The 23,666-nt window shown below is 66.2% G+C and carries 22 protein-coding genes, 1 tRNA gene and 1 pseudogene; 12 read left to right on the top strand and 12 right to left on the bottom strand.

The window, feature by feature from the left end; translation table 11 throughout:
• Positions 1–39: 39 nt before the first annotated feature.
• The 6 genes from hmgB to LT970_RS08900 form a co-directional block, all read right to left on the bottom strand.
• A complete protein-coding gene (gene hmgB / locus LT970_RS08925; protein WP_232686117.1) occupies positions 40–1,377 on the bottom strand; it encodes a hydroxymethylglutaryl-CoA synthase in 1,338 nt (445 codons plus the stop codon).
• 69 nt (positions 1,378–1,446) lie between these two features.
• Positions 1,447–3,228 carry a hypothetical protein gene (locus LT970_RS08920; protein ID WP_232686116.1) on the bottom strand — a complete coding sequence of 594 codons (1,782 nt, stop codon included), beginning with the start codon at positions 3,226–3,228 and terminating at the stop codon, positions 1,447–1,449.
• Positions 3,229–3,307: 79 nt separating this feature from the next.
• The gene (locus LT970_RS08915) at positions 3,308–3,886 is read right to left on the bottom strand and encodes a DUF2150 family protein (protein WP_232686115.1); all 579 of its coding nucleotides are present in this window, start codon (positions 3,884–3,886) and stop codon (positions 3,308–3,310) included.
• Positions 3,887–4,003: 117 nt separating this feature from the next.
• Positions 4,004–4,912: a TatD family hydrolase gene (locus tag LT970_RS08910; RefSeq protein WP_232686114.1), complete on the bottom strand. Its 909-nt coding sequence runs from the start codon at positions 4,910–4,912 to the stop codon at positions 4,004–4,006.
• 52 nt (positions 4,913–4,964) lie between these two features.
• The gene (locus LT970_RS08905) at positions 4,965–5,423 is read right to left on the bottom strand and encodes an NYN domain-containing protein (protein ID WP_232686113.1); all 459 of its coding nucleotides are present in this window, start codon (positions 5,421–5,423) and stop codon (positions 4,965–4,967) included.
• A gap of 82 nt (positions 5,424–5,505) precedes the next feature.
• Entirely contained in the window at positions 5,506–6,741 is a 1,236-nt protein-coding gene (locus LT970_RS08900; RefSeq protein WP_232686112.1) for an MFS transporter, read from the bottom strand.
• A gap of 289 nt (positions 6,742–7,030) precedes the next feature.
• Here LT970_RS08900 and LT970_RS08895 point away from each other — a divergent pair, with 289 nt between their 5' ends.
• The 7 genes from LT970_RS08895 to LT970_RS08865 all read left to right on the top strand — a co-directional run bounded on the left by LT970_RS08895 (position 7,031) and on the right by LT970_RS08865 (position 16,166).
• On the top strand, positions 7,031–8,521 hold the full coding sequence (locus LT970_RS08895; RefSeq protein ID WP_269785466.1) for a short-chain fatty acid transporter: 1,491 nt from the start codon (positions 7,031–7,033) through the stop codon (positions 8,519–8,521).
• A 73-nt stretch (positions 8,522–8,594) separates the two neighbouring features.
• On the top strand, positions 8,595–10,301 hold the full coding sequence (locus tag LT970_RS08890; RefSeq protein ID WP_232686111.1) for a cation:proton antiporter: 1,707 nt from the start codon (positions 8,595–8,597) through the stop codon (positions 10,299–10,301).
• A gap of 66 nt (positions 10,302–10,367) precedes the next feature.
• Positions 10,368–11,516, top strand: a complete 1,149-nt coding sequence (gene gcvT, locus LT970_RS08885; RefSeq protein ID WP_232686110.1) for a glycine cleavage system aminomethyltransferase GcvT — start codon at positions 10,368–10,370, stop codon at positions 11,514–11,516.
• On the top strand, positions 11,513–11,887 hold the full coding sequence (gene gcvH, locus LT970_RS08880; RefSeq protein WP_232686109.1) for a glycine cleavage system protein GcvH: 375 nt from the start codon (positions 11,513–11,515) through the stop codon (positions 11,885–11,887). Before gcvT ends, gcvH begins: the two co-directional genes overlap by 4 nt.
• 1,038 nt (positions 11,888–12,925) lie before the next feature.
• Entirely contained in the window at positions 12,926–14,248 is a 1,323-nt protein-coding gene (gene gcvPA, locus LT970_RS08875; protein ID WP_232686108.1) for an aminomethyl-transferring glycine dehydrogenase subunit GcvPA, read from the top strand.
• Positions 14,248–15,678 (top strand): aminomethyl-transferring glycine dehydrogenase subunit GcvPB, encoded by a 1,431-nt coding sequence (gene gcvPB, locus LT970_RS08870; protein WP_232686107.1) that lies wholly within the window; start codon positions 14,248–14,250, stop codon positions 15,676–15,678. Before gcvPA ends, gcvPB begins: the two co-directional genes overlap by 1 nt.
• A gap of 62 nt (positions 15,679–15,740) precedes the next feature.
• Positions 15,741–16,166, top strand: coding sequence for a CopG family ribbon-helix-helix protein (locus LT970_RS08865; RefSeq protein ID WP_232686106.1), 426 nt, complete (start codon positions 15,741–15,743; stop codon positions 16,164–16,166).
• A gap of 681 nt (positions 16,167–16,847) precedes the next feature.
• On the opposite strand, the gene LT970_RS08860 is transcribed toward LT970_RS08865, so the two are convergent.
• Complete coding sequence (locus tag LT970_RS08860; RefSeq protein WP_232686105.1) at positions 16,848–17,015, bottom strand: DUF7838 family putative zinc beta-ribbon protein; 168 nt, start codon at positions 17,013–17,015, stop codon at positions 16,848–16,850.
• Between the two features lie 219 nt (positions 17,016–17,234).
• On the opposite strand from LT970_RS08860, the gene LT970_RS08855 reads away from it, so the two are divergent.
• Entirely contained in the window at positions 17,235–17,960 is a 726-nt protein-coding gene (locus LT970_RS08855) for a DUF547 domain-containing protein (RefSeq protein ID WP_232686104.1), read from the top strand.
• Here LT970_RS08855 and LT970_RS08850 read toward each other — a convergent pair.
• Positions 17,954–18,277 (bottom strand): tRNA-binding protein, encoded by a 324-nt coding sequence (locus tag LT970_RS08850; RefSeq protein WP_232686103.1) that lies wholly within the window; start codon positions 18,275–18,277, stop codon positions 17,954–17,956. The genes LT970_RS08855 and LT970_RS08850 overlap by 7 nt on opposite strands.
• Before the next feature lie 120 nt (positions 18,278–18,397).
• On the opposite strand from LT970_RS08850, the gene LT970_RS08845 reads away from it, so the two are divergent.
• The 4 genes from LT970_RS08845 (at position 18,398) to LT970_RS08830 (ending at position 19,594) form a co-directional block, all read left to right on the top strand.
• Positions 18,398–18,637 carry a glutaredoxin family protein gene (locus LT970_RS08845; protein WP_232686102.1) on the top strand — a complete coding sequence of 80 codons (240 nt, stop codon included), beginning with the start codon at positions 18,398–18,400 and terminating at the stop codon, positions 18,635–18,637.
• The gene (locus tag LT970_RS08840) at positions 18,634–19,170 is read left to right on the top strand and encodes a cob(I)yrinic acid a,c-diamide adenosyltransferase (RefSeq protein ID WP_232686101.1); all 537 of its coding nucleotides are present in this window, start codon (positions 18,634–18,636) and stop codon (positions 19,168–19,170) included. The genes LT970_RS08845 and LT970_RS08840 overlap by 4 nt, the downstream gene beginning before the upstream one ends.
• A gap of 65 nt (positions 19,171–19,235) precedes the next feature.
• Positions 19,236–19,478 (top strand): DUF7553 family protein, encoded by a 243-nt coding sequence (locus LT970_RS08835; protein WP_232686100.1) that lies wholly within the window; start codon positions 19,236–19,238, stop codon positions 19,476–19,478.
• 41 nt (positions 19,479–19,519) lie between these two features.
• A tRNA-Val gene (locus LT970_RS08830) sits at positions 19,520–19,594 on the top strand.
• A 189-nt stretch (positions 19,595–19,783) separates the two neighbouring features.
• Here LT970_RS08830 and LT970_RS08825 read toward each other — a convergent pair.
• From LT970_RS08825 to LT970_RS08810, 4 genes and pseudogenes are all read right to left on the bottom strand, one after another.
• Entirely contained in the window at positions 19,784–21,073 is a 1,290-nt protein-coding gene (locus LT970_RS08825; RefSeq protein ID WP_232686099.1) for an erythromycin esterase family protein, read from the bottom strand.
• Positions 21,074–21,189: 116 nt separating this feature from the next.
• A pseudogene (locus LT970_RS08820) lies at positions 21,190–22,170 on the bottom strand (DUF7972 family membrane protein); the annotation flags it as partial.
• Between the two features lie 143 nt (positions 22,171–22,313).
• Positions 22,314–22,460, bottom strand: a complete 147-nt coding sequence (locus tag LT970_RS08815; protein ID WP_232686097.1) for a hypothetical protein — start codon at positions 22,458–22,460, stop codon at positions 22,314–22,316.
• 116 nt (positions 22,461–22,576) lie between these two features.
• On the bottom strand, positions 22,577–23,602 hold the full coding sequence (locus LT970_RS08810; protein ID WP_232686096.1) for a DNA-methyltransferase: 1,026 nt from the start codon (positions 23,600–23,602) through the stop codon (positions 22,577–22,579).
• Positions 23,603–23,666 lie beyond the last annotated feature (64 nt).

The following is a 23,666-nucleotide window of genomic DNA, read 5'->3' as shown; positions in this document are numbered from 1 at the left end:
GCGGATCACCAGCCGCGAAAACTCAGCTTCTCGCCGCCATCACTCGGCGTACGTGTACTTGCGCTCGTTCATCGGCCCCCAGCCGTCGAAGACGAACTCGCCATCGGGCTGGGTGAACGGCTCGAGTTCCACGCGCTTCTCGTGGTTGTGCCGGTCGTGGACCTGTTCGTACTCGCTCCACGAGAGGTCGTAGCGCGCCGCGATCTGCTCGTCGATGTTCGCGGCTTCGACTGCGTCCTCGTAGCCGGGCTGGACGGTCTCCTCGTGAATCTCGGCCTGGGCGCCCGAGCCGTAGGAGCCCAGGAGCAGTTTCTTTCCGGCGAGGTCGGTGTCGCTGCCGGCGGCGTGCATCAGCGCACTCATCCGGGCGACGTGCACCGAGCCCGTGTACCAGTTCCCGACCTCGCGGGAGACGTCCAGCGTCGGTTCGATGGTGTCGGCGTACCACTCGCGGTACGCGTCAGTCTCCTTCAGGTCGTCCATGTGCTCGCGGATGGCGTCCTCGAACGCCGCGTCGTCGTCGAAGTTCTCGCGCCGTGGCTGGCGGCCGATCTCGTCGGCGAGTTCCTCCTCGACGTCGGTGTTCCGGATCATGTGCCGGTAGCCGAGCACCGCGGCCTTCCGCACCATCCCCGGGAACGGCGTGTGGAACGGGATGAACTCGTAGTCGTCCGGGTGGGTCGCGCCCGCCACGCTCTCGAAGTCCGCGAGCGCCTCGCGCATCCGCGAGAGGTACACCTGCACCGAGCGCTTGCCGTCGACGCTCGGGAACTGCTGGTTCGGCTTCAGGAAGTCCGTCTCGTCGGCGGAGCCGTACCCCTGTTCCGTGGACAGCTCGACCACGGAGGGGTCCTCGGTGATGTACATCGCCACTGCGCCCGCGCCCTGGGTCGCTTCGCCGGCGTCGCCGCGGGCGTACAGCGCGGTGTCCGTCGCGATGACGAGCGCCCCCCGTCCACGGTTTCGACCCGCGAGAATCCAGTTCACCGCGTCGTCGAGGCTCTGGGTGCCCGCGATGCACGCGAACTTCCGCTCGCCCTTGTTCGCGTGGTGGAAGTCCCCCTCGTACACCTGCTCGAGGCAGCCAGCGACGTACGTCGAGACGGGTTTGGAGTTGTCGAACGCGGACTCCGTCGCAACGTCGATGCGCCCGACGTCGTCGGGTTCCAGGCCCTTGCGCTCCATCAGTCGGTGGGCGGCGTTCGCGCCCATCGTCACGATGTCCTCGTAGGCGTCCGGGAACGACGACGCGAACAGTCCGAGCCCCTTCGTGTACTTCTCCGGGTCGTCGCCCTTCTGGGGCGCGAACGTCTCCGCGAGGTCGAGTTTCAGCTTCCCCGTCCACACTTCGATGGCGTCGATACCGACTGCGGTCATACGCCGGTATTCAGGAACACGGCTTATGGGCTTGTCGATAGGTGATTCGACAGAAGTCGAAATACGCCGTCAGACGTCGTTCTCGCTCTCCCGGTCGCTACCTTGCTCCCCGTCTGTGTCGTAGACCGTGACTTCGGCCACGACTTCGCCCGCAGTGTTGTCCGTGTCGACTCTCACCGTCTGAGACGTTCCCTCGCTCCCCGTCAAGTCGACAGTCGTGCGACCTGACTGGCTACCGGCCACGTAGACGACGACGTCTGCACTGTCGAGATTACCGTCGGAGTCGTCTGGCGTGAACGTGACGTCGACGCTCTTGACCTTCCCGCTTCCCGTCTCCTCTGCCCTCTCGATGTCCGTGATCTCCACCGACGGCGGGAGGTTCACCGCCGCGGCGTTCACTACCTCTACGGAGAGTAGGTCCCCACTTCCCCCACTGGCGACGTACACGTTCGCACCCCCGCTGCTCTGAGCGGTCAATTCCGTACTGCTCTCTCCGTCGCTGTCGCTCTCGTTGCTCTCCGGGGAAACGCCGACGACTGACGAACTGCTGACGCTGTACGTGAAGGTACCGCCGTCGACGACGGGCGTCGAATCTGCGAACAGCGTCACCGAAGGCTGCACGCTCGCGTCAAGCGTGCAGTTCTCCCCGTCGCAGGTCAGTCCCGGATTCTGGTTCGCGCTTTTCTCCTCGGCCCAGTCCACGTCGTACGCCTCGTTCCCGCCACTGGCTCCGCCTTCGCCGAACTCCGTGCCGACTGTCACACGCTCGTGGGGGTCGTCGCCGCCGAGAATCTCCAGCGTCGCGGTATCCCGACTCCTGTCCTCCACCTCGAACGTCGCACGCCCATCGTCGTCCGTGACCGCAGTCCCGGACTCGAACGGGTTCGATCCGTTGACGCGGACGTTCACTCCGCTCACCGGCGTGTTGAACCGGTCGCGCACCTCCACGGTCACGGTGCCGTCGTCACTGTCGACCACCGTCAGATACTGGGCTTCCTCGTCCTCGACGCCCGACCCGACGCCGAGTTTCGCGGTCTGGAGCGTGTACGTTCCCGGTTCGAGGACGACGCGGACGCGGCCGCCGCTCGCCGGTTCGACGGCCCTGACCGTGCTCTGCTCGCCGAGGTTCGTCGCGTTCCGCAGTGTCGCGGCGTCGAATTTCGTCGGCACCGTGATTGTCACGTTCCCCGCCGTCTCATTCGTCACCTGCACCTCGTTGTACGGCGCACTCACGGAAGTCGCGCTCACCGACGTGGACCCGACGCGGGACGTACTCAGCGACCCGTTCAGTGCGACAAGTGTGACGGTGTTCCCGCGCACGAGCAACTGGTCGGTCACGGGAACCGAGACATCCTGCTCCGGGTAGTGATTGGAGAGCATCATCGCGCCGTAGACGACGTTCGGTGCGCCCTCGTACTCGTGGTAGCCGGGCTGGTAGACGAGATACTTCGTCGACGCCGTCCACGCGTCGCCGTTCGCCGCGAAGAAGTCCGCCGTCTCGTCGTCCGTCGCCTGTACGTTCGAGACGCGCATCGTGCCGTTCTGGTAGGTCTCCGTGGCGAGCGTTCCGGCGGGCGGTGGCGGATTCAGCAGGAACACGCGCGAGGAGTACTGCGTGCCCAGGGTGACAGACGCTGGCTGGACGTTTCCGGTGGCCGCGGTCTGGAGCAGGGCGTTCCGTACGTCGGTCATCTGGCTCTGGACCTGCTGGCTGTGCTTGTACTCGACGTCCGCGTTCTGCGCCGGGACGACCGTCGCCTGGTAGGTGGCGAGCGCGATAATGATGGTCGCGAACAGTAACACGGCCCCGATCTGGACCGTCACCCCTCGCGTGTCGTCCCTGAAGCGCACGGTTGGGAAGTAATCAGTAGCCGACTGGTATAAACGCGGCGCCCGGGTTCGGCTCTCGCGCCCCGCGTCGGGGGTCGCGTCAGTCCTCGTCTTCGATGACTTCGGGGTCCGAGAGCGCGCTCTGGAGGCTGTCCAGACCGTTCACCCACTCCGTCACGAGGCCGTACTCGAGGTCCTCGACGAGTTCCATGTCGAGTTCCTCGCCGTCGATGACCTGTGTCCCCGCGCACGCCGTCAGGCCGAGCGCGCGGTCGAAGTCCTCTTCGGCTTCCGCGTCGGCGGCCGCGTGGACGTACTCGGCGAGACTCGTCTCCTCGGCGACGCCGTCGGCGATGTACTGCTCGGCGCTGTAGAACACGCAGACGAGACTCGTCTGCACACCGTCGACCAGCATCAGTTTGTCCTCGTCGGCGAAGTCCGACTCGGCGAGCACGACCTCGCGAATGTCCGCGAGTTCCTCGAGGGCTTCCTCGTCGTCGATGTCGCCGTCGTCGTACGCCGCGATGATCTTCGCCACCGCGATGGCGACATCGTCCTGGAGGTTCAACAGCAGGCGAGCGGAGTCCTCCTCCTCGGGGTCGATCTCCTCGTCCGCGAGTCGGTCGAGCCAGTTCTGCCACCGTTCCTCCGAGTAGAACTCTTCCTCTGGGGCGCTCATACACCGAATGGCGGTTCCCCCAGACAAAGGCCTTTCCTTCAGCGCGTCGGCGTCACAACGTCTCTCACGGTGCGAGAACCCTCGAGAGCCCGATTCACGCCGCCTGTGTCGTTCGTATCACTCACTCAACGTCGCCTGCGTGTCGATGCCGTAGACCGCTTCGGGCGTCTCCACGTGCGCGCGCCGAATCGCATCGTCGTGGCCCTGCTCCCGAAGCCAGCGAACGCGCCGGGGCACCGTCTTCGGCCCCATCACTGCGCCGGGTCGCTCGGCGTCGTCGACGAAGTCCGTCTCCATCAGGAACGACTCGCCGGTCTCGACCGCGTCCTCGAGGTACTCCTTCTCGCACATCACGCTCGGCGTCACGCCCGCGAGTTCCCCGGTCGCGTAGTGTTTCACGACGCGCTCCGGCGCCAGTCCTGCGTCCTCGGCCCACGCCGCCACGTCGGTCAGGTCTTCGGTGGCCTCCGTGTGCAACTGGAGCGCGACGCCTGCTTCCGCCGCGCGCTCACACGCGTGGCGAATCACGTCGTTCGACGCCTCCCACACCGCGTCGCTCACGTCGTAGTGCGGCCGCCCGGACTTCAGCGCGACCACGTTCCTCGCGGTGCCGTCCGCGCCGTCGCCGTCCGCGTCGTGCTTCTCGGCGGCGTCTCCGGAGACCTCCCCGGCAGCGTACTCCGCCGCCGTGTCGATGCCCGCGCACATCAGGTCCCGGGCCTCCCCGGGAGAAAAGCCGCGCTCGTCCACCAACCGCGAAATCAGCCCAGGATGCACCCCCAGCACCGGCCACGCGCGTCCGTCGAGTTCTGCGGTGGCCTCGGACACCAGTCGTAGCGTCTCCTCGAACACCTCCCGGAAGTCCTCGCCCGCGTCGGCCTCCACGCCGAGGTGCCAGGACGGCTTGTTCACCACCAGCAGGTGCGTGCCGCTGCTCCGCGCGAAATCCCGGACCGCGTCGATTCCCTGGTTCGCGGCGTCGAGATGCATGTGGTTGTCGAGAACCGGCGTTCCCAGGTCGGTCATGCCCCGAGGTTGGGGGTCGCCGCGGGAAAATCTATTCGTCGAGTTGCGCTGGCTACTCCTCCAGAACGACCGAGTCGTCAGCGGCATTCTGCAACGCGTCCGAGCGGCCGTGTTCGCCGGGGGCGATGGCGAGCGTGCGGACGCCGCGCCGCGCGGCCTTCTCGAGGACGGGCTTGAAATCCGTGTCTCGCGAGGCGATTGCGAGCACGTCCACGCTCTCTGCGAGCACGAGTTCGGTGGCGTCGACGGCGAGTTTCACGTCGACGTCGCCGCTGGTCACGCGGACGTCGTAGCCGCGCGCCTCGGCCGCCTGGATCAGTTCCGGCGGTGCGTGTTCGTCGAGGTAGAGACGCGTGACGGCGAGCGGGCCGGCCGCCTCCGCGACGTCGCGCACGTCGTCCAGGTCCACGTCGAATTCCTCGCGGAGCACGTTCGGGCCGTCGACGAACAGCGCGACGCCGCCACCGTCCGGTTCGGAGTCGTCGCCAAGCAGGCCTCGGAGGCCATCCATGGCGGACCTGGGCGACCGCGCGCAAAGAGCGTGCCGGAACGCCCGCGTGCGGCGAACCAGGGCTCCCGGCGCCGCCGTGCGCTCACGTCTGTACGCGGTCCACGATGCCCACCGCGGCCGCGCCGACCACGGCCACCGCGCCCGCCGCGACGAACACGGGGTCGTACGTGCCGAATCGGGCGTATCCGACGCCCGCCAGGTACGGCGCGACGGACCCGCTCACGCCGAACGACACGGAGATGAGTCCGAACACCGCGTTGAGTTGTTCGCGGCCGAAGAGGTCCGCGGTCAGCGGCGCCAGTAGCGCGCCGTTCCCACCGTAGGCGAGGCCGTACACTAGCGCGAACGTCCACAGGCCGAGCGCAGTGCCCGTGCCGGACAGCGCCACGGTCGCCAGCCCCATCACCGCAGAGCAGGCGACGAACACCCGAGTCCGGCCGAGTCGGTCCCCGAGGAACCCGATGCCGACGCGTCCGGTTGCGCTCGCGACGCCGACGAGCGCGATTCCGGTCGCGCCGACGCTCCGCGACAGGCCGACGTCCTGGGCGTACAACACCAGGTTGACGAGCACGACGTAGAGGGTCGCGTAGACGAGCGTCCAGCCGAGGAACGCCAGCGCGAACGTCCGCGTCGTCGCGACGCTCGCGACGTCGCCGAACTGCGCGCGCCAGCCGCCGGCGCTGGCGTCGCCGCCGAACCCGTTCGGGAACTCGGCGTCGGGCGCCTCCGCGGGCGTCGGCTCACCGCGGATGAGCGCCAGTGCGGCGAGCAACACCACGCCGACGCCGGCCGCGAGCGCGACCATCGCGTCCCGCCAGCCGACGCGCGCGACCAGTTCCGTGGCGACGGGCGACACGACCAGCATCCCGACGCCGAGGCCCGCGGACGCCAGCCCGCTCGCCTGCCCGACGCGTCGGTCGAACCACCGCGCGGGCGTCGCGTACGCAACGACGTACACGACGCTCAATCCGACGCCCACCACGAGTCCGTACGCGACGACGACGCCCAGCATCGAGCCGGCCCGGCTGGTCCAGACCAGGCCGCCACAGAGCAACACCGCGCCGACGGCGAGCGCTGGCCGCGTGCCGTATCGGTCGACGAGCGCCCCGATGCCGACGGCGCCCGCGTACAGCGCCGCCGTCTGAACGCCGAACGCCATCGACGTGACGCTCCTCGACGCGCCGAACGCGGCCAGCATCGGTTCGTAGAACACGCCGAAGGAGTAGGACAGCCCGAACACGACGAACGACCCGAGGAAACACCCAGCGACGACGACCCACCCGTGGTAGACGCCGTCCGTCCGTTCGAGCGTACTCATCCTCGCCACCTCTGTAGCGGACCGGCTTAGTACCAGCGACGGTGTGGACGTTTCGAGCGCTGAATCAGTGTGGCTGACCCGAGCCCCGGAGCGACATGGCCGACTCGGGCACCGAATCAGCGTAGTCGACTCGAGTACCGGGGACACGAACGCTTCGAACGTGCCGGCGGCCGAACGAGAACTGGACTCTGAGGTGTCAGAAACGGCGAACTCCGCCGTTGAAATCAGGGCAACCCCGGCGGAAATTACGGCTACTTTTAAGCCAACATGGTAAATACTCGGTAGTGATATGGATTCACAATCCACGGGGTCGCGGACGAGCGGAAACGCACTCGAGCGGACGGGACACCGCCTCGCCGACGTGGTCGAGCGGTGGATGCCGAGTCCGTTCCTCTTCGCAATCATCCTGAGTTACATCGTGTTCCTCGCCGGCGTCCTCGTCGAGGGCGCCGGTCCCGCCGAAATGGTGTCGTACTGGTTCGATGGGTTCTGGGCGTTCCTCACGTTCGCCATGCAGATGGCGCTCATCCTGATGACCGGATTCGTCATCGCGTACCACCCGCGGGTGAACGACGCCCTCCGGCGGCTCACGGAAGTCCCCTCGACGGCGGGCGGCGCAGTCGTGATGGTCGCCGTCTTCTCGATGGCCATCGCGTGGGTTCACTGGGGATTCAGCCTCATTCTCGGCGCCATCTTCGCCCGCGAGATGGGGAAGACCGCCGCCGAGAAGGACATCCCCGTCCACTATCCGCTGCTGTGCGTCGCGGGCTACATGGGACTCGGCCTGACCTGGCACTGGGGGCTCTCCGGGTCCGCGCCGCTGTTGCTCGCGACGGCGGGTAACGCGTTCATCCAGCAGGGGGTTCTCGAATCCACGGTGCCGCCGACCAAGACCATCTTCTCGACGTACGCGCTCGCGCTCACCGTGCTCTCTATCGTGTACGCCTCCCTGATGCTCTACCTGCTCTCTCCGGCCGCGGAGCGAGCGAAATCCATCCACGACTACGTCGACAAGAGCGACCTCCAGAGCGCAGAGGCGGCTACGGACGGGGGTGAGCGCTCGGACGGAGCGCGAGCCTCGTCGGACCTGCAGTCCGACGGCGGAACTATGGAGAGTTCGCCCGAGGCGCAACTCGGCGCCGGCCCGGTCGCGCCCGCCGAACGCATCGACAACAGCCGCATCCTCGGGGCCATCATCGCACTGACGGGCGTCCTCTACGTCGCCTACCTCTTCGCCACCCGGGGACTGGACGCGCTCAACCTCAACGTCGTCAACTTCGGGTTCCTGTTCATCGGCCTCGCCATCTACACGAAGCCGGCCGTCTACCGCGAGCGCTTCGGGGATGCGGCGACCGCCGCCGCCGGCATCGTCCTGCTGTTCCCGTTCTTCGCGGGCATCCAGGGGATGATGAACGCCTCGGGCCTCTCGCAGACGTTCGCCGAATCCATGCTCGCCGTCTCGACGCAGGCGACGTTCCCGGTCGTCGCGTGGCTCGTCGGCTCCATGGTCAACCTGTTCGTGCCGTCTGGCGGCGGCGAGTGGATCGTGCTCGGTCCCTCGATCATCTCAGCGGCCCAGGAGCTCGGCGTCCCCGTCGGGCAGGCCACCATCGCGTACGCCGTCGGCGACGCGCACACGAACCTTCTCAACCCCTTCTGGGCGATTCCGCTGCTCGCCATCACGGGCATCAAAGCCCGCGAGATGTTCGGGTACGCTATCGCCATGATGCTCCTCCTCGTGCCGTTCCTCGGCGCCGCGCTGTACCTCGTCCCGTACTGAACGGCCGCTTCGGCCGTGACCATTCTTTCGCGGCGACAAAAGCTTAGTTCGCCCGGGGTAACGTTCCGGACGAATGGCGAACGGCATCGAAGCTCAGCTCATCGACCTCGTCGCGGTGTTCCTGCTCGCGGGCGGTGTCGGCGTGTTCGTCGCCAAGGTCGGACGATTCCCGTACACAATCGCGCTCCTGCTCGCCGGCCTCGGCGTCTCCGTCGCCGGCATCGACCTCGGCATCGAACTCTCCCACGACGTCATCCTGTTCGTCATCCTCCCGCCGCTGCTGTTCGAGGGCGCCGCGGACACGGAGATGGAGCAGTTCCGGCGGAACCTCCCGATCATCCTCACACTCGCCGTCGTCGGCTTACTCGGTAGTACAGTGGTGCTCGCGGCGCTCGCCCGGCCGATACTCGGCTTCCCGATAACCGTCGCGTTGCTGTTCGCCGCGATGATACTCCCCACTGACCCCGTCTCCGTCCTCGCTCTGTTCGACGAACTCGGCGCCCCAGACCGCCTCTCGGTGCTCGTGGAGGGCGAGAGTCTCATCAACGACGGCGTCGGCGTCGTCGTGTTCATCGCCGTGCTCGACCTCACGCTCACCGTCGCGAACGGCGAGCGCACCGCGGCGGGCGTCCTCGACCCGTCGTCGCTCGCGACAGTCGGCGGCGGGATACTCGTCTCCGCGCTCGGCGGCGCGGTCGTCGGCCTCCTCGCGGGGTACGCCATCTACCGCGTGATGGCTACGCTCGACGAACACATGACCGAGACGGTGCTCGCGCTCATCCTCGCGTACGGCAGTTTCCTGCTCGCGGAGCACTACGTCCACGTCTCCGGGGTCATCGCGGTCGTCGCTGCCGGCCTGCTCATCGGCAACCGTGGCGCCGAGGAGGCGATGAGCCCGCAGACGAAGATCACCGTGTTCAACACGCTCGAGACGGGCGCGTTCATCGCGAACACGTTCGTCTTCCTCACCATCGGCGTGCAGACGCCCATCGGCCAGTTGCTCCGGTACGCCGACCTCATCCTGCTGGCCGTCCCGCTCGTGTTGTTCGCGCGCGCGACTACACTCTACCCCCTGGTCGCCGTGTACAACCGCGCCGCCACCCACAACTACGTCGACAGCCAGCCGATTCCGTGGACGTACCAACACGTCATGCTGTGGGGAGGGCTCCACGCGTCGATTCCCATCGCACTCGTCATCGGCCTCCCGCCCGGAACCCCGTTCCGCGAGCAGTTGCGTGCGCTGGTGTTCGGCGTCGCCGCGTTCAGCCTCGTCGTCCAGGGGCTCACGATGTCGAACCTCCTCGACCGTCTCGGCGTCGTCACGCAGAGCGACGCCAAGCGCCTCTACGAACTGCTCGTCGGCCGGCGCCGCGCCGTCGACGACGCGCTCGACGCCGCAGAGCGCCTCTACCGCCGCGGCGAGATTCCGGGAACCGTCCACCGCGCGTTCACGGACGAGTACGAGGACGAACGCGACACGCTCTCTGATGCCATCGAGGAACTCCTGGCGGAGAACCCGGAACTCCGCCGCGAGCAACTGCTCATCGCGGAGCGCCGCATCCTCAAGCGCGAGAAGTCGGCCGTGATGGACGCGATGCGAAACGGCGTCGTCGGCGACGAGGCGGGCGAGGCACTGCTCGACGAGGTGAACCTCAAACTCGACACCGTGCAGAACGGTGATTCGACCGTCGAAACCGGCGAGGAGGGGTACCGAGAGTTCTGGCGGAACCAGGCGGCCGAGTTCGGCCTCGACGCCGTCGACGAACAGACCGAGGGGTGACTCCCCCGGCAGACGCGTCTGACCGGGATACGAAAACATTACTTCGCGGGAGCCGACGCCTCGGGTATGGCCCTTCGGACGCCGCCACTGTTCGGCAGACACGAGGACCGCGGTGCGCAGTTCACGGAGTTCGGCGGGTGGAACATGCCCGTCGAGTTCGACTCCATCCGCGAGGAACACGCCGCTGTCCGTGACTCCGTCGGCATCTTCGACGTCTCCCACATGGGCGAAATCGAGGTGTCGGGGCCGGACGCCGAACGCCTGATGCAGCGGCTCACCACCAACGACGTCACCGCACTCGAACCCGGCGACGCGCAGTACTCGGCCATCACGACCGAGGATGGCGTCCTCCTCGACGACACCGTCGTCTACCGCCTCCCGGACGGGAGCGACGAAGGGACCGACGACGACCCGGCGGACGACGGCGCCGTGTTCCTGTTCGTCCCGAACGCGGGCCACGACGAACAGATGGCCGAACGGTGGACCACCCACCGCGACGAGTGGGGCCTCGACGCCACCGTCGACAACGTCACGGAGGACTACGGCATGGTCGCCGTACAGGGCCCGGACGCCCCACAACTCGTCGCGGACGCCGCGGACGTCACCAACCCCGACGCCGACGGCGTCCTCGACCTCTCGCCGTTCGAGGCGACGCACGCTGACGTCGCGGGCGTCGAGTGCCTGGTCGCCAACACCGGCTACACGGGCGAAGACGGCTTCGAACTCGTCTTCCCCGCCGACGGCGCGGGCGCGGTCTGGGACCGCTTTGCAGACGACGCCCAGCCCTGCGGCCTCGGCGCCCGGGACACGCTCCGCCTCGAAATCGGACTACTGCTCTCCGGCCAGGACTTCCACTCCGAGGAGAACCCCCGAACGCCCTACGAGGCCGGCATCGGCTTCACCGTCAAACTCGACACCGAGTTCGTCGGCCGCGACGCCCTCGAAGTCCAGAAAGAACAGGGCGTCGACGAGAAGTTCGTCGGCCTCCGCCTCGTCGACCGCGGCGTCCCGCGCCACGGCTACGAGATCACGACCCCCGACGGCGACCATCTCGGCGAGGTCACCAGCGGCACCATGAGTCCGACGCTCGAGGAACCCATCGGCCTCGGCTACGTGGACGCAGAACACGCCGACGACGGGACGCTCGTCCACGTCGTCGTGCGAGGCACCGGCAAGAAAGCGAAACTCACCACCCCACCGTTCATCGACCAATGAGCTTCGACGTACCCCAAGACCTGTACTACCTCGAATCGCACGAATGGATCGACCCCGACACCGGCCGCGTCGGCATCTCGGAGTTCGCCCAGGACGAACTCGGCGACATCGTCTTCGTCGAACTCCCCAGCGAGGGCGACCACCTCGACGCCGACGACACCTTCGGCGTCGTCGAATCCATCAAAGCCGTCTCCGACGTCTACGCCCCGGTTTCGGGCGACGTGACGGCAGTCAACGACGCGCTCGGCGACCAGCCCGAACTCGTCAACGACGACCCGTTCGGAGAGGGGTGGCTCCTCGAACTCGACTTCGACGAGGACGAACTCGACGAACTGCTCACGGCCGAGGAGTACGAAGAACAGATCGCCTAGAACGCACGTTTTGCGCTGCGGGTCGCCTACGGCGACCCTCGGCAAAACCTGCACTAAAAGCACTCCTCCCTCACTTCGCTTCGTGGTTCGAGAGACGCCGGAGGCGTCTCTCGTCATCACGAAAGAGCGTGCGCGCTCTTTCGAACGACTCCGTTCAGTCGTCGGCCTCCGCTCACTCGCGATGCTCGTTCGCGCAGTGAACCGCTTCGCTCGGGCTCGTTCGAGCCGCTCGCTCGCGGATGCTGGCGGCTACTGGTTGTTCAGATTCTGTCGAGCCAATTTCTCGGCCTCTCTACTAGATACTTGCACGGTATCTTCGGTAAATGCGGTGGGGTCCTGTCGCTCTGGCCACCTCAAGATTCTTGGCTGGCCGACGAGTAGACCGCAGCGATGAATCGGTCGACGGCCCAGACGAAACAGTCTACGAGACAGGACCGCTCGCTCGGAGGTCTGCTTCTCGTCTGGTTTCTCGTCGGGTTTTCGCTGGCGGGACTCGGACTAGACCTACACCGGGCACTGTCTGTTTCAATTCCTGTCTCCCCGGTGAGCGGTGGATTACTGTTCGGGACAGTCGTCGTGGTCGTGCTGTGGATTGCTGGCTTCCGGCCGTCACTCCAGGCCAGCACGGCGTACTTTCTCACTCAATCAGCCGTCCACTTGCTGCTGGTGCTCGCGATTGGAAGTGCCACTGCGGAGCCATGGCGAGACGTAAGCATCCGAGTGTTATCGATCAGCGTTGCAGCCGCGGTCAGTTTCACCGATGTTGGCAGACGGTTGCGTAACTGGGTCCGCCAGCGGAGTTGGCGTCTTCTACAGTCACTGGCGGCCGGGTAACGAGAAGCGAATGCGGCGTGGTCTCGCAGCTCGAAAGTGGCTGTTCGTGTGGATAAGGCTTGGACACTACTGGAGAAGATGCACGTTCGAGTACACTTCCAGGGGGGTCGGGGTTCCGGAAACCGGGAGTATCTTACGCTCCGAATCGTAACCCTCGCGCATGACAGCACCCGGAAGTGGCGGACGCGCTCGCGGAGGGCGAGCATGAGCGGGAGTCCGTACGCCCCACACAAACCCGAGGAGACGGCCGAGATGTTGGACGCCGTCGGCGTCGACGACGTCGAGGAACTGTTCGACATCCCGGAGTCGGTGCGCTTCGACGGCGAGTTCGGCATCGACGCGAAGAGCGAACAGGCGGCTGTCGCGGAGACGCGGAAGCGACTCCGGCGCAACGACGACCTGACGGAGTTCCTCGGACGCGGGCACTACGAGCACTACGTCCCGTCGCTCGTCGACCACATCTCCCAGCGCTCGGAGTTCATCACGTCGTACACGCAGTACCAACCGGAGGTCACGCAGGGGTTCCTGCAGGTGCTCTTCGAGTACCAGTCGATGCTCGTGGAACTGACCGGTCTCGGCATCGCGAACTGCTCGATGTACGACGAAGCGAGCGCTCTCGCCGAAGCCGCACTGCTCGCCAAGCGCGTCCAGCAGGCGTCGGGCGACCGCGTGCTCGTCCCCGAGTACGTACGTGAGGGCCACGTCAGCGTGTTGGAGAACTACACCGCCGGGTCGGACGTGGTCGTCGAGCGCTACGCCGTCGCGGACGGGAACGTCGACGTCGACGTTCTCGCGGACGCGATGGACGACGACGTCGTGATGGTGTACGCGAAAAACCCCACGACGCTCGGCACCATCGAGGAGGGCCTCGATACCGTCGGCGAACTCGCCGACGACCACGACGCGCTGTTCTGCCTCGGCTCGGACCCGGTGGCGATGTCCCTCCTCCAGCGCCCCGCAGACGTCGGCGCGGACGTCGTCGTCGGCGACGCGAGCGTCCTCGGTCTCGGAACCGCGTACGGCATGGGTCTCGGCGTGTTCGCGTGCCGCGAGGAGTTTCTCCGACAGGTGCCCGGGCGACTCGTCGGCGCGAGCGAGGACAGCGACGGCAACCGGGCGTACACGCTCACGCTCCAGACGCGCGAACAGCACATCCGCCGCGAGCGCGCGACATCGAACATCTGTACGAATCAGGCGTGGGTTGCGCTCCGCACCGCCATCCACGCCGCGTACCTCGGCGCGGAGGGTCTCGTCGACCTGGCCGAGCAGATGGTCGAACTCCCCCGGAACCTCGCGAGCGAACTCGACGACGTGTCTGGTGTCCAGGCGCCTGTCTACGACCGCCACCACTTCCGGGAGTTCGTCGCCCACACCGACCAGCCAGCGGCAGCCATCGCCGACGACCTCGAAGCGGAGGGCTTCGCGGTGCACGCGGTCGGCGAACACGAACTCCAGGTCTGCGTGACCGACGCGAACGTTCACGCGACAGACGCACTCGTCGGCGCGCTCCAGGAGGTGGCTCACTGATGCAGTTCTACGACCAGGCTCGCTACGAGACCGCCGAGGACGACCAGTACGAACCGCTGCTCTCCGAGAAGGACGGCGACGCAGTCGAGGTCGATTCCTCGCTCCCCGACGCCCTGACGCGGGACGAACTCAGCGTGCCGAGTCTCTCGGAACCCGAACTCGCGCGCCACTACGTCCGACTCAGCCAGCAGAACTACGGCGTCGACTCCGGGCCGTACCCGCTCGGCAGTTGTACGATGAAGTACAACCCCAAGTTCACGGAGGACGTCGCCGCGCTCGACTCGGCAGCGGTCCACCCAGACCGCTCGGCGGAGTCTACACAAGGAACCCTCGAACTGTTGTACGACCTCCAGGAGTACCTCGGGCGCATCGGAGGCATGGACGCCGTGACGCTCCAGCCGCCTGCGGGCGCCGCTGGCGAGTTCGCGGGCATCCGCATCGCCGACGCCTACCACGAGGCCAACGGCGAAGGCCACCGCGACGAGGTCCTCATCCCGGACTCCGCCCACGGCACGAACTTCGCGTCCGCCGCGCTCGGGGGTTACGACGTTGTCGAACTCCCCTCCGGCGAGGACGGTCGCGTCGACATCGACGCCCTCGAAGCAGCGCTCGGTGAGAACACGGCGGCGCTGATGCTCACGAACCCGAACACGCTCGGCCTGTTCGAGCGCGACATCGAACGGATCGCGGAGATGGTCCACGACGCCGGCGGCCTGCTCTACTACGACGGCGCGAACCTGAACGCGCTGCTCGGGCGTGCTCGCCCCGGCGACATGGGCTTCGACGTCATGCACTTCAACGTCCACAAGACGTTCGCCACGCCTCACGGCGGCGGCGGTCCGGGCGCCGGCCCGGTCGGCGTCACGGACGAACTCGCGGCGTTCCTGCCGAGCCCGCACGTCCGTCAGAGCGGCGACGGGAGCACGGAGCGGTTCGAACTGCACGAACCCACCCAGTCCATCGGGCGCGTCCACGGCTTCGAGGGCAACTGGCTCGTGCTCGTGAAGGCGTTCGCGTACATCGACCGCCTCGGTGACGAGGGCCTCGAGGACGCCTCCGCGAAGGCCGTGTTGAACGCGAACTACCTAGCGGAACTGGTGGACTACGACGTGCCCCTCGAGCCGTTCCACCACGAGTTCGTCGCCAGCGCGGGCGACCAGGACGCCGCCGACGTCGCCAAGCGGATGCTCGATTACGGCGTCCACCCGCCGACGACGAAGTGGCCGGAGCTCGTCGACGAGGCGCTGATGACCGAACCCACGGAGGTCGAGAGCAAGGCCACGCTCGAGGACCTCGCGGACGCGTTCAACGCCGTCGCGAGCGACGACGACGACGCGCTCGCGGCCGCTCCCGAGCGCACGACCGCGAAGCGAATCGACCAGACCAGTGCGGCGCGCGACCCGCGTCTCTCCTGGCACGACCTGGAGTAGTGTCGCCCCCGCCGCGCGAAAACTAACAAATCCTTATTACTCGGTGCGCGTTCAGTTAACACATGACCGTCGTCAGCGTCTCGATGCCGGAGGAACTCCTCGAACGCATCGACGACTTCGCGGACGACCACGGCTACACGGGTCGCAGCGAAGTCGTCCGCGAGGCCGCCCGCAACCTCCTCGGCGAGTTCGAGGACCGACAACTGGAAGACCGCAAACTCATCGGCGTCGTCACCGTTCTGTTCAGCTACGAGACCTCGACCGTCGAGGAACGCATGATGGGGCTCCGTCACGAGTACGAGGGGCTCGTCACGTCGAACGTCCACAACCACGTCGGTGACCACTACTGCATGGAACTGTTCATCCTCGAGGGGTCACTCGAGTCGATTTCGGAGTTCGTCGGCCGCGTTCGGGCGACCAAGGACACGCTCACGGTGGACTATTCGGTGATCCCGGTCGACGGGTTCACCCCGCTCTCTCACGGCTGAATCGCCTGTTTTCTTCCCACGGCTGAATCGTCTGTTTGCTTTCCACGGTTCGGTCGCTTCGAACTGGGTTCGATGGAATGTCGTACGGAGAGCGACGGTGCTCCACTTCTGTTGGCCTACGGCTGATAGCGCCCGCGTCGCCATCATGGCCGAAATCCTCCCAGACTGGCCCATTTGCTATCTCAGTATGTGGTTTATATACTCTCTTCGAAACGGGCGTTGTGTGTACGGTCGGTGGCTGAGACTACGATTTTGGAACGACGCGGGTCGACGAGTGGCGTCGCACCCGGAGCACAGAATTCGGTAGCCGCGGTCGGTGATGGTGCGTCTGGTGACTCACTCGGAATCGTTGTTCGGTCGTGTCGACTCACGGCATAGAATGAATCGACCACTCTTTGCCTTCCGGAGTCTGGCATAGTCTTCGCTCCCCCACGTTCGAACAACGAGGGCGAGCTAAACATCCTCAAACATGGGCGGGTGGGGTCCTCCTGGCCGAGTCGATTTTAGAGGTGGTTCTTCGAGCCGGAACCCCTTGGGTTGGCGGGTCGAAGATGGTGGTGGAAAACGAACTGAGCTACTGGTTGCAAACGAACCAGTGCTGCCGACGTGTCTCGTCACTGGCGACTCCGGTTGTCGCAATCAGGTGCTGGTCGCAGACTGTATCGGGTTCGGCGTCGGCAGCTACGCGGTCGTCGAGTCGATCTCGCCGTTGATGCGGACGAATCCGAACCCACAGTCCGGGCAGTTCCACTTCGTCTTCAGACCGAGGTGGAGGTTTGTCGCTGCACTCCGGTAGAACGAACGCGTTTCACCACAGCTCGGGCAGTCGTGGTCGAGTTCGCTGGCCATACACCGAACTGCGTAACGAATCTAATTCAACGTACTGGTTTCGGGGTGGACAACCCCGGGGGGTGTACGATAAAGCCCATGATGGGATACAAAATTTTCTGCGGTCATCTTCTGGACTGCGACCGAGAGCTATCCCGCCGGTAGGGGTATACTTTCACGCGCCGAATTCGACGTATGGCGCACCGTACAGTGTCCAACTGGCAGGAGTGGCGAAACTGAATGTTCGCTCCGAACGCAGACACCACGTCCCCCTACGATCTCGCCGCCGCCTCGGGCCGCCTGCTCTACGCCAGTCACAATGAGCGACCAGTCGGTGATCTCCTCAGTTCACTCGGCGCGCTCGACGAGGCGGTGCTCGACCGGCTTCGGTCAGACAGCGACGCCGCACTCGCGTTCTGGCTGAACCTTCACCAGGCGTTCACGGCACGCAGACAACTTGTCGACGTCGGCCGTTCGTCGCGGCCGTTCGGCGTCGCCGGAACGTCGATTGGACTCGACGACATCCAGCACGGCATCCTTCGCGGTGGCAAGTGGAAGTACGGTCTCGGCTACGTTCCGAACCCGTTCGTCCGTCAGTTCGAGCGACGCCACGAACTCCAGGAGCCCGACCCCCGCGCTCACATCGCGCTCCGGCGTTTCGAGCACGACCCCGATTCCGCTGAGGCGTTCACGGCGGCAAACGTCGACGAGGAGCTGTCCGAGGTGACGGGAGAGTACCTTGACGCTGTCGTCGACTACGACTCGGAGCGGGACGTGGCGAGCGTGTCGCGGCTGTTCTTCTGGTTCCGCGGCGACTTCGGGGGCGTCCCTGGCGTGCGTTCGCTCCTCCACCGCCACGAGGTCGTGCCACCGACTGCGACCCCGCGACTGGACTTTCTCTCCAAGAGCACGGTCGACGAGGCCAACCCGGGCGTGCGCCGCGACGCCCCCGAGGACCCTCAGTAGAGTTCGCCCCCGAGCGGAACGTCGTCGTCCGGACCGACGAGTACCGGGTGGCCGTCCTCGTCCGGAACGCCGACGGTCAGCGCCTGGGATTCGTAGCCCGCGATGTTCACCGTCCCGAGGTTCGTCGCGCACAGCACCTGCCGGCCGACGAGGTCGCTCGGGTCGTAGTTGTAGCCGGTCTGTGCGGCGGACTGGAGTGTTCGGTCGCCCACGTCGACTGTCAGTTTCGCCATCTCGGGTTTCCGGGCCGCCTCGAACGGTTCCGCGTCGAGCACTTCTCCGACCTGCAGTCGGACGTCGAACGGACTCTCTGTCATCGCTAGCGCGTCACCCGACACCGTGTTGAATCTATCGCCGAGGCGGAGAGTCGCCGTCCCCGAGAGCAGACCGAGCCGGAGTGGGGCAATTCCTTAGTAGTCACCGAACCACCATCCGGTATGGGACTGACGCTGTACGCGCTCGACGGCTGTCCGTACTGCGAGACTGTCGAGGAAGCGCTGGACGACCACGGTGTCTCGTACGAGACCCAGTGGGTGGACGCGCTGCACTCCCAGCGCAACGAGGTCAAGCGCGTGAGCGGGCAGCGCGGCGTGCCCGTGCTCGTGGACGACGACCACGGGGTCACGATGGCCGAGAGCGAGAACATCCTCGACTACGTGGAGCGAACACTCGCATGAAGATCTACACGCGGCGCGGCGACAGCGGCGAGACGGACCTCCGGAACATGGACCGCGTCTCGAAGACGAGTCCGCGCATCGAGGCCTACGGCACCGTCGACGAACTGAACGCCCTGCTCGGGTCGGTTCGCCCCTCGGGCCACGACGACGTCGACGACTACCTCGCGGCGTGCCAGAACCACCTCCACGTCGTGCAGGCGGACTTCGCCAACCCGGACCCCGACGAGGACGACCCGGTCGTCGGCGAGGACCACGTCGAGGAACTCGAGGAGTGGATCGACGACTGCGAGGCGGAACTCGACCCCCTCGAGTCGTTCATCCTCCCGGGCGGTAGCGACGCGGGCGCAGCGCTCCACCACGCCCGGACGGTGTGCCGGCGCGCAGAGCGCCGCGCGGTCGCGTTGCTCCACGACGAGGACGGCGTCAACGAGCAGGCGGTCGCGTACCTGAACCGCCTCTCGGACGCGCTGTTCGTGTTCGCGCGCCTCGTCAACCAGCGCGACGGTGTCCCAGAGGAGTCGCCGTCGTACTAGAGCGGGACGGTGTCGGTACGAACCTCGGCAGCAACGCTTTGCTCTCTCGCGGCGTACTGTCGTGCATGAACCGACACTTCGAAGACGCCCGTTACTACCTCCAACGCGCCGCGGAAGCGACGGCGCACGGCATCCGTACGGAACTCGAACCGGCGGAACGGAACGTCCGCAGACTCACCGGCATGGAACGCGAACCAGAACCCAGCGCCCCGGAGCGCGTCCGCGAGCGCGCCACCGACGCCGAACGCCGCGCCCGGCGAACCGCTCGGAAGGCGCGTCGCCGCATCCGACGCTCCCGTTCGAGCTAAACGCAAGCCTTAATTGGCGTCTCCGGCGTACGTTCTGGTGCGGGTTGGTGGTCTAGTCAGGCTATGACGGCTCCTTCACACGGAGCAGGCCGGCGGTTCGAATCCGCCCCAACCCACTCGCTCGACCTTTTGCGCTGCGGGCTGGCTTCGCCAGCCCTCGGCAAAAGCTCGGCCAAAAGCACTCCTTCTTCGGTTCGCGCTGACGCGCTCCCCTCAGTCGTCGGCCTCCACTCACTACGTTCGCGGAGTGAATCGCCGACCTTCCGGGGCCTGTCGGCCCGCTCGGTCGGCGAAGGCTAGCTACGTCAGTCACCTCTTTCTAGCGGTACTGCTCGCGTCGTTTCCTCGACGTAGAGCATACCGTCGAAGTCCTCGGGGAGGTCGAACGTGGCCCAGTAGTCGTCTGCGTCGTCGTGGTCGTAGTGCGCGCCGACAGTCCGTTGTTCGTGTTCGCTGTTCAGCCAGTCTACGAGTGCTGGGTCCCGACTCGCGCGCGTTGCGTCGAGGAGCGCCAGTTCGACTCCGGTGGCCGCGAGCGTAGCGGCAAACGAGTCCTCGCGTGGCGTCCCGACAGTGAACTCTCGGAGGCCGGAGTCGTCTTCGTCTTCGAGATTACCGATGGCCTGGAAGGAACCGTGGTGGAAGTCGAAGCCGAGTGCGTAGTAGTCGTCGCCGTAGCGGTCGGCCAGATTGTCTCCCATTGTCGGGACGATGGTGTCCTCGTACTCCATGCCGCCGCGCTTGACGTGGCCGTTGTGCGCCCAGAGCGCGATGCGGTCATGGGGTTCGTGGTCGAGAATCCAGTCGACGTTCTTGGCCATCGCGTAGTCGCGCTGCCGGAGTTGCTCCACCGTGAATTCGTCTGCCTGAAGCATCCTGCGGCCACGGGTGACTGCTTGCTCCATCGCGGTGACGTGCTGGCGCGCGAGTCGCCACTGGCGTTCGCTAGTCGCATCGACGTATGTCTCGCGGTTGTTGTCGAGTGTGGGTGCGAGTGACTCCACGACCGACTCTGCGGCATCCACTCGTTCCCGGAGCTGGTCGTCGTCGCCGTACACTCGATGTTCGTCGGCGAGCAAGTCGAGGTCGGCTGCGACTGATTCGTGGACGCTGGCATCGACGTGGTCGAGGCAGTTGTCGAGCCTGCTGGCGGACGCCGTTGTGAACTGCATGTCGTAGCCGTAGAACTTCACGCAGTCCTCGTGCTCTCGACCGTCGTTGAACTCGCGGAGCCACTCCACGAAGTTCCGCACTTCCTCGGTGTTCCAGGTCCAGAAGCCGATGCCGTCGAGTGCTTCTTCGGCGCTCCCCTCGCCGCGAAGCACGTAGTCGTTGATGGCGAGCGTTTCACCGAAGCAGGCTTCGATGCCGAACAGGCGGAGTCCCTGCTCCTCGACGAGATGCCGAACGATACGGTGCTTGAGTTCGAAGAACTCCCGCGTGCCGTGCGTGGATTCGCCGAGGCCGATAACGCGGAAGTCGGCGAGCACGTCACCGAGTTCGTGGAGGCCGTCACCGTCTGTTGTAGGGGAAGTCGTAGAGAGTGGGATGAGGGCGTCCGCAAGCTGGGAACCGGTGTCTGTTTCGCTGGCCATGGCCTCGGGTTCACGGATAGCGTGGAAAAATCGGCCGGTTGTGTGACAGTCCCTCTCGGGGTCGCGGTGACGCTCCAGCGCGTCGCTCTCGGCGTCTCCTTGCCCCCCACACCTGGCTACACCGAGTCGTCACCCCCGAGCGCGAACCCGCTCGATTCCGTAGAGTGACGGGAGACGGTGACGATGCGGAGCATGTACGCGCTCAACAGGAGGTACGGTGAGAGCGCGATGGCGTACGCGATACTCACGTAGAGCAGGCGCGGTTGGATGCCGAAGATGGACGTCGTCGGGAACAGGCCGGCGTCGATGGCGAGCAGGACGTGGGAGGTGAAGACGATGACGGGGAGTGCGAGCAGGAGGAGGTCACTGGAGAGGTTCTGCACTTCGCGCTTGAAGTACAGGGCTCGGAAGTACTCGCGTCCGGCGGCGAAGGCTTCGAGGAGGTCGGCGACGGTCGAGAGCGCTTCGGCCGTGGGTTCGTCGAGGCTGTCGCCGTGTTCGGACTGGATGCGCCTGATTTCGGAGATGTGGCGAGCGAGGTCGTAGTCGAGTCCGGGTAACAGCGGCGTTGTGCGTCGCGGGGTGCGCGACCGGAGGCGTCGTTCGGCGGACGCGAACTCCGCCTGTAAGGCGTCGACGAACACCGGAACCTCGTCTCTCGCGTCGTCGTCGTCGAGTTCTTCGGCGTTGCGCTGGAGCTGGTTGGCTTCGCCGCGCAGCGCCCGGAGGAGGAACTGGAAGAGGCCGTCCGCCTCGGTTCGCCCCACGTCGGATTCGACGACGTCCGCCACTTCGACCTTGAACGCGATGGAGTCCTCGATCTGCGAGCGCTCGGTCTGTAACGGCCCGAGTTCCTGGGCGAGCACCGCGATGTTGATCGAGAGCACGACCGAGACGAAGAGGATGATGCCGCCGAGCAGCGTGTTGAAAAGCGACTGCACGGCCCGCGTCTCGTTCACGAGGCGCTCCATCTCGATCTCCCAGACCGTGCCGACGCCGAGCAGCACCGCGAGCGCGCTCACCGAGAGCAGGAGCGTGAGAGTTCGGCGACTCCCGGTCAACAGTAGCCATCGGAGCGGCCAGACGTCTGTGAACCGACTGCGACCGGTCGGGGGCCGCTGTCGGTTCTATCGTCGTTCATGGCGAGACGTCGAATCGGTCTGCAGTCTGGCGCCTCCCGCTTTCTCGACGGTGGTCGATCGTTCGGCGGTATCCGGTCGCATCTGTCTCACCCTCGTTTCTACGTCTGTCTGATGAGGAGCACGCCGATTCCCACCACCAGCAGACCGATTCCCCACCAGAACGAGTCGCCAGGCAGGTACGCGAGGAGGAGCGTGACGATGCCCGAGGTGAGCAGCGACCAGCCGACCGTGGTCTGATAGGTCATACGCAGAACAGGACGCGCGGCGAGTTAGGCGCCGTGACCAACTGCCTGCCTGCTTGTTCCCGGGTTCGTCGGGGTTGCTTGCGCCCGGGCTGCCTTACTTGCGCCTACCTGCCGCGTCACTCCTCGTAGGGAACGTGTGTCGCCCGCCACCCGGTTTCGGTCTCGGCGACGTCGGTGACCTCGTAGAAGCGAATGCGGCGTTCCTGTTTCGTCCGGACGCGCGCGTCGTAGTACTCGGCCTCGTACTCGAATTCGTCCGCGGCGTTCGCGACGTACTCGCGGTGAGCCGCGAGTCGGTCGCTGGCGAGTGTTCGGGAGCGCTCGGGGGCGCGCTGGATTCGGTCCGAGAACGCGTCGGCGAACCCGGAGTCGCGTTCCACGCCGACGGAGTGCCGGCCCGCCACGGCGGCCGCCTGTGAGGTCGTTCCCGTGCCCCAGAACGGGTCGAGGACGGTGTCGCCGTAGACGGAGTACATGTTCACGAGACGGTACGGGAGCGCGAGCGGGAACGCGGCCGAACGCTCGCGCAACCCCGGACCCTCGAGGGACTGGGTTTCGCCGTTCAGGTCGGTCCAGACGTCCGAGAACCAGCGGTTGCGCTCCTCCCAGAAGTAGGCGGCCTCGTACCGTCGGTCGGCGCCCGCGTCGAAGTCGCGGCGCTCGCCGTTCCGGAACACGAGTACGTGTTCGTGCTCCTGTGTGACGTAGGCGTTCGGCGGGAGCATCCCGCTTCCCATGAACTTCGTCGCGCTGTTCGCGGGTTTCCGCCAGACGACGCTGGGGAGCGCGTCGAAACCCAGCGTCTCGAACGCCTCGGTAACCCGCGAGTGGTTGTCGTAGACGCGGAAGCGTTCGAACGTTCGCGTGGCGTCGCCGACGTTCACGCACGCGATGCCGCCCGGGCGGAGCACGCGAGCGACCTCGCGCCACGCGGCGTCGAGTGCGTCGTGCATGCGTTCGTGGGCGCGCCGGCCGTCGCCCTCGTCGAGTGCGTCCCCGACCGCCGGGTCGAGTTCGGTGAACAGGCCGTCCCACATCGATATCATGGGGTACGGCGGTGACGTGACCACGAGGTCGACGCTGTCGTCGGCGAGCGGCAGGTCGCGGGCGTCGTCGACGTGCACCTCGTGGGTGGTCTCCATCACCTCACGCGTCCCGGCCCCGCACCATACGCGTTTCGCTGGCGCCGCGTCCGTGGTCGTCGAT

Source organism: Halobacterium zhouii (assembly GCF_021249405.1).
Taxonomy (GTDB): domain Archaea; phylum Halobacteriota; class Halobacteria; order Halobacteriales; family Halobacteriaceae; genus Halobacterium; species Halobacterium zhouii.
Note: the sequence above shows the minus strand (reverse complement) of the source record. Positions and strands in the feature narration are given on the sequence as shown.